The sequence below is a fragment of the Sulfitobacter sp. genome, from assembly GCF_041552635.1.
GTDB lineage: Bacteria > Pseudomonadota > Alphaproteobacteria > Rhodobacterales > Rhodobacteraceae > Sulfitobacter.
On the sequence record NZ_JBFEKM010000206.1, the window covers coordinates 1 to 5,917 of the forward strand.

At 60.6% G+C, this 5,917-nt stretch carries 5 protein-coding genes and 1 pseudogene; 1 reads left to right on the forward strand and 5 read right to left on the reverse strand.

The genetic code is table 11. The features are described from left to right. The 5 genes and pseudogenes from ABYT07_RS18260 to ABYT07_RS18280 all read right to left on the reverse strand — a co-directional run. Positions 1–216, reverse strand: a pseudogene (locus ABYT07_RS18260) (DNA topoisomerase IB); the annotation flags it as partial. 3 nt (positions 217–219) lie between these two features. After that, on the reverse strand, positions 220–435 hold the full coding sequence (locus ABYT07_RS18265; RefSeq protein ID WP_372993448.1) for a DUF2945 domain-containing protein: 216 nt from the start codon (positions 433–435) through the stop codon (positions 220–222). A 67-nt stretch (positions 436–502) separates the two neighbouring features. Further along, on the reverse strand, positions 503–1,297 hold the full coding sequence (locus ABYT07_RS18270) for an ABC transporter permease (protein WP_372993449.1): 795 nt from the start codon (positions 1,295–1,297) through the stop codon (positions 503–505). After that, positions 1,290–2,057 (reverse strand): ABC transporter ATP-binding protein, encoded by a 768-nt coding sequence (locus ABYT07_RS18275; protein ID WP_372993450.1) that lies wholly within the window; start codon positions 2,055–2,057, stop codon positions 1,290–1,292. The genes ABYT07_RS18270 and ABYT07_RS18275 overlap by 8 nt, the downstream gene beginning before the upstream one ends. Positions 2,058–2,120: 63 nt before the next feature. After that, the gene (locus ABYT07_RS18280) at positions 2,121–3,140 is read right to left on the reverse strand and encodes an ABC transporter substrate-binding protein (protein WP_372993451.1); all 1,020 of its coding nucleotides are present in this window, start codon (positions 3,138–3,140) and stop codon (positions 2,121–2,123) included. A gap of 125 nt (positions 3,141–3,265) precedes the next feature. On the opposite strand from ABYT07_RS18280, the gene ABYT07_RS18285 reads away from it, so the two are divergent. Beyond that, positions 3,266–5,917: 4Fe-4S double cluster binding domain-containing protein (locus ABYT07_RS18285; protein WP_372993452.1), on the forward strand; the 2,652-nt coding region annotated here is incomplete at its 3' end.

Sequence of the window (5,917 nt, forward strand, 5' to 3'; positions counted from 1 at the left end):
ATCGCGCCCCGTGGCCAGCAAATGGCCGTTTGGCAGGGGCGACATCCAGACATCCTCATAGGCGGGCGGCACTGCCATCGCGTCCAGACGCGCGCGTTCCGACGTGCGGTCAATCGTCGTGCCATCGGCAGCCTTGTAGGTAAAGTGATCCCCGTTGCGCAGTCGCGCGATGCCCGGCTGGTCGTCGCCGTAATAGATCAGCCCCGGCACAACCATGTTTCAGGCAGCCTCGACTTCGGTGCTCAGCTTGAGGACCTCGTCGCCGTCATCCTGTGCAATCAAATAGGCTGGGGTGTCTTCGGACCCGTTCCGGGTCACTTCAGATCCCTTAAGCGTGCGGGTCACGCTTTCGGTGAACTCCTCTTGGACGGTGCCGGTCGCAGTGCCCTGCCCCCAGTCCCATTTCACTTTGCTGCCTTCGGAAATCTGTGCCATGTGCCACCACCATTTAGAACCTGTCAAAAGGCTAACGAGGGCGTGACCCGTTAGGTTCCCGCCAACGTCACGTCCGCCACCGCAGAACACGCGCCTCGATCGCACCGATGGCCGCGCTGACGCAGACACCCAGAACCGATAGGATCACCACACCGGCAAAAAGCCGTTCCAGATCATACAAGCTGCCCGCCTCAAGAATATAGGCCCCGATGCCGAATTCCGCGCCCAGCATTTCTGCGGCCACAAGCAGGATAATCGCAATGGCCAGTGAAATACGCAGACCAGATAATATGCCCGGCATCGCACCGGGCATCACGATCTTGCGCACAATCGACCACCACGACAGGCCAAAGCTTTGGCCCATGCGGATCAGGCTTCGGTCAACGTTATCGACCGCCGCATAGGTTGCGACGACCGTGGGAGTAAAGGTGCCAAAAGCGATCAACGCGTATTTGCTGGCCTCGTCGATGCCGAACCAGATCACGAAAAGCGGCAGCAGCGCGATCTTGGGGATCGGAAACAGGGCGGCGACCAATGGCACAAGCCCCGCGCGCACATAGCTGAACAGGCCAATCATCACGCCCACGGCGATACCGACACAAGCCCCAAGGGTGGCACCAACGGCCAGACGGCCCAGAGATGGCACCAGATGTTTGAACAACAGGCCACTGTCCCACAATTCGACAAATGTCAGCACCACGTCAGACGGGCGCGGCAGCGTCAGGTTCGATATCACCCCGGTCCGCGTGCCCCATTCCGCCAGCAGGATCAGCAACACAAAGACCGCAAGCCCAATGCCGCGTCTGCCTTTGGGGGCAAAGCCGCCGCCACGAAACTCAACGGGTTTGGTCATCTCAGACATGGATCAACTCCGCATCTGCGGCGGCGGCTTCTTCGCGCATCAGCCCCCACAGATGTTGTTGTTGCACCTCAAGGTCAGCGTCGCCGTAAGCGCGGTCAGCCAAAGGCGTGGATAATTCAACGATCTCGCGGATCTGGCCAGGGCGGCGCGACAGCACGATGATCTTGTGGCCAAGGCGCACGGCCTCGGCCAGATTATGGGTCACATAAACGGCGGTAAAGGGCTGTCGCGTCCACAGGTTGATCAGATCATCCATCAGCAATTCACGCGTTTGGCTGTCCAGCGCACTAAGCGGTTCGTCCATCAACATCACGGCAGGGTTCACCGCCAGCGCGCGGGCAATGGCGACGCGTTGCTTCATACCGCCAGATAACTGTTTCGGCAGAGCATCAGCAAATTCGCTCAGCTTGGTGCGGGCCAGCACATCGTCGATGATGCGGTCCCTTTGGGCAGCATCCAGCCCGTGATCCTCAAGCACCAGCGCCACGTTCCCGCGCGCAGACCGCCACGGCAACAGGGCAAAATCCTGAAAGATATAGGTGAGCGGGTTCAAACACCCCTCGGGCGGTGCCCCAAGCTGCAAGACTTCGCCCTTCGTCGGCTTTTCCAGCCCGCCCAGCATCCGCAGCAAGGTGGATTTGCCACAGCCCGACGGCCCAACGATGCACACGATCTGGCCCGATGGAATATCAAGCGTGATATCGCGCAGCACTTCGGTGTCGCCGTAAAAATGGCTTACGCCTGCCAACCTAAGATCCATGACCTATCCTCAAAATACAAAGGGCCGGACAGCATCTGCCCGGCCCCTTTCGTTTCCGGCCGCTTACGCGCCGGTTGTTTCAACAAAGGACGTGTCGATCAACGCATCCAACGGGATATCAGCATCGACCAAGCCTTCGGATTGGAACCACTCAAGCTGGTCGCGCACAGATGCCACGTTCATCGCCGCGCCTTCGTTCAGGCGCATGGTGCCGTTCACGATTCCCGGTGTCGCGTCTTCCAGCGACTTGTCGGCATAGACATAGTTGTGGATCAGCTTGACCATGTCCGCCATGCCTGCGTCGCCGCCGGACTTGGCGATCATTGCCGCGTTGTAATCGGCCACACCCTTGGAATAGGCCGCCAGATAATCTTGGGTCTGCTGCTGTTCGTCCATCGCGTTCTTGGTCGATGTGAAAACAGTCGTGACCTGATAATCGGGCAGGTAATCGGACACGTTGCCGATGATGTGCACGGCACCGGACCCCGCCAAAGGCTTGGCGATATGCGGCACGATGGACCACGCATCAATCTGACCGGTCTTGAGGGCACCGATGATTGCACCGACTTTCTGGAGCGGCTTGAACGACATCGAAATGCCTTCGGCCTGCGCCATTTTTGACCCCATATAGTGAAACGACGATCCGGCCGTGGTCATGCCAAAGCTTTTGCCATCCAGCATTCCCGGGGCTGTGACACCCGCCTTGAACGCAGCATCCGACGCCAGGAACTTCTGCCCGTCGATACCTTTTTCTTCTGACAAAGCACCGCCGATAACCTTGATCGCACCCTTGTCGGCCAGCGACACCAGACCGCCCGAAACCGCGGTCACAGCGTAATCGACATCACCGCTTGCAATGGCAACGGCCATGGGCTGTGCAGCCTGAAAGAACTTCAGCTCTACGTCCAGACCCGCTTGCTTGAAATACTCGCGCTGAACGGCAACAAACGTGCCCGAATGGCTGGTAAAGCGCAGCGCGCCCAATGTGATCTTTTTACCCTGCGCGATGGCTGGGGCAGCAAGGCCAACGGCGGTGGCGGCCCCCAAAGTGGCCAGTGCCTGACGGCGATTGAAAACTGTCATCCTATCCTCCCATGAATATTTCCGGACAATGGGTCGCATCACAAGGGCGTGTCAAGGTGGCCGCCCCTTCGCATTGCATGTGACGGTACTGGTATTTTGCACCGCTGAATGCGACGCTCCGCAGTATGAAGCTTTTCTCAGGTAAATCGCGCCCCGTCCATCTTGGCCCCTATCCGCTGGAACGGTTGCGCAGAACAAAGGGGCCCGTGCGCGCAGTCCCCGATCTGCCTTTTGCAGCGCTGTCTTTTGATGCCACCGACCGCCCGCACAGTATCATCAACGCAATGGGGCCGTTTCAGGCGATGATGGATGCCGTGCGCAGCGGATCGCGCAACATGCAAACGGTCGACATTCCCACGGACCCTATCGAAAGGGCGCAGCACCTCAAGGCGTTCGGCTATTACAATGATGCGTCGATGATGGGGATCTGCGCGCTGGATCCCGATACGTTCCTGCGCGAACCGCGCGTAAACCCTGATACCGCCACGTTGGCCGATGAACTAAAACATCGCCAGACCAAAACATTGGCATCAGGTGTCGACGCGATCATGGCCAATCTGCGCGACACCGCAGGGGCAGATGCCGCGTCGATCCCGCATCACACCCATGCCATCGTCATTCTTGTGGCCTATCCCCGCGATCCCGACGCAGCAGAGCCGGGCAGCGATTGGATCATCAGCGCGCAGGCACACCGTGCCGCGATCCGGGCGACGGAAAACGCGACAGTGCTGGCCGAATACCTGCGCATCCTGGGCTTTGACGCCCGCGCCCACAGCGCCACCACAAGCGATTTGCATCTGCCACAACTGTCGCTGGCCGCTGGCTTGACCGCCTTGCAAGACGGGGATGTCCACGCCCCGTGGCTGGGCACCCGTTTTGGTCTGGCAGCGGTCACAACGGATATGGCGCTGGCCCCCGATCAGCCTTTGCGCGCTTTAGCAGAACAGCCCGCAGCAGTCTTGCGCGGCCATGTTTGGCAGCTTGGCACCCATGGCGGGGTCAATGCCCGCAGCCATGACCCCTATGCCAAACGCAATTTCGCAGATGGTCCGCACCCGTTCGAGACCCTCAAACGCGTCGACAACCCGACCACTTATATCGACGCGCCAAATGTGCCGCGCGTGCCCAAACGGACCGACATGTTCGCACGCGGCCAGTTCGGCGATATGGGCCCCAAGGTCCAAGACGCCATGAAAGGCGGCCAGCATATCGTCAAATCCGCCCCTGCCGCCGCGCAGCGCCGTTTGCTGGGGGCGATGATCCTCTTGCAAGACGGGGCGATTGCCGACGCCCCACAAGGCGACACCCCCGACCGAAACGCCGCCAACATCAAGGCTGCTGCCTATTTTCTGGGTGTCGATGCGGCGGGCCTGTCGGCGTGTCCCGATTGGACATGGTACAGCCACGACGCCACCGGCACCCCTGTCACGCCGCCCCATGATCACGCGCTCAGCACGGTGATCGACCAAGGCTTTGACACGATGGAGGGTGCGTCCGGCGATGACTGGATCAGCACCGCCCAATCCATGCGCGCTTATCTGCGGTTCTCCGTTTTGGGCGGGATCATCGCGCAACATCTGCGCAATCTGGGCTTCAAGGCCAAGGCGCATACGGTGATGGATGGCGATGTGTTGCAGCCGCCCTTGCTGCTGCTGGCGGGCTTGGGCGAAGTCAGTCGCATCGGCGAGGTGATCCTGAACCCGTTCCTTGGCCCCCGTCTGAAATCGGGTGTTGTCACGCACACGATGCCTGTCAGCCATGATCGACCCATCGACTTTGGCCTGCAAAAATTTTGCGAAGCCTGCAATAAATGCGCCCGTGAATGCCCCAGCGGGGCGATCACCGCCGGTCCGAAAAAGATGTTCAACGGCTACGAAATCTGGAAATCAGACAGCCAGAAATGCGCCACCTACCGGATCACCAACAAGGGCGGGTCCATGTGTGGGCGCTGTATGAAAACCTGCCCCTGGAACCTCGAAGGGCTGTTTGCCGAAGCGCCGTTTCGCTGGGCCGCCAGCACGATCCCCGCCGCAGCCCCCCTTTTGGCAAAACTTGACGATGCCGTGGGCCGGGGCGGGCTGAATCCGGTCAAGAAATGGTGGTGGGACATCGAACACCATCGCAACGGCGATGTGACCAAGCCGACCCACCCGGTCAACGCGCGCGGCTTGCAGCGCGATCTTGATCTGCGGGCGCAAGATCAAACCATGGCCGTCTATCCTGCCCCGCTTGCGCCCCATCCCTGGCCCTACCCCGACCCGATGAACCGCGAGGCCGGGATCAAAGCGCATGCCGCATTGCTGTCGGCAGACGAACACCGCGCGCGCAGTGCCATGGGTCAAACGGATCATTTACACCTTTACGATGCGGGGGCTGAATCACCTGTGCTGGACCTGCGCATCACAGCGGTTCAGCATCTGAACGACAGCGTGACGCTCTACGACTTGGCCCATCCAGACGGGGCCGATTTGCCCAGATGGACAGCGGGCGCGCATCTTGATCTGGTCGTGGCTCCCGAATATCTGCGCCCCTATTCCCTGCTGGGCGATCCAGCCGATCGCAGCCGCTTTCGCATCGCTGTCCTGCGCGAGGACGTGGGCCGTGGCGGATCGGCCCTGCTGCACCGGATCTTTTCCAAAGGGCGGCGGGTTTTTGTGTCTGCCCCCGTTAACCACTTTGAACTGGTGCAGGACGCGCCGCATAGCTTGCTGTTCGGCGGCGGGATCGGCGTCACGCCGATGATCGCCTTTGCCCACCGCTTGCACGCGCTTGGACGC

Coding starts and splice junctions, on each gene's coding strand:
- ABYT07_RS18270 (WP_372993449.1), bottom strand. CDS start 1,297: ATGTCTGAGATGACCAAACCCGTTGAGTTTCGTGGCGGCGGCTTTGCC.
- ABYT07_RS18280 (WP_372993451.1), bottom strand. CDS start 3,140: ATGACAGTTTTCAATCGCCGTCAGGCACTGGCCACTTTGGGGGCCGCC.
- ABYT07_RS18275 (WP_372993450.1), bottom strand. CDS start 2,057: ATGGATCTTAGGTTGGCAGGCGTAAGCCATTTTTACGGCGACACCGAA.
- ABYT07_RS18265 (WP_372993448.1), bottom strand. CDS start 435: ATGGCACAGATTTCCGAAGGCAGCAAAGTGAAATGGGACTGGGGGCAG.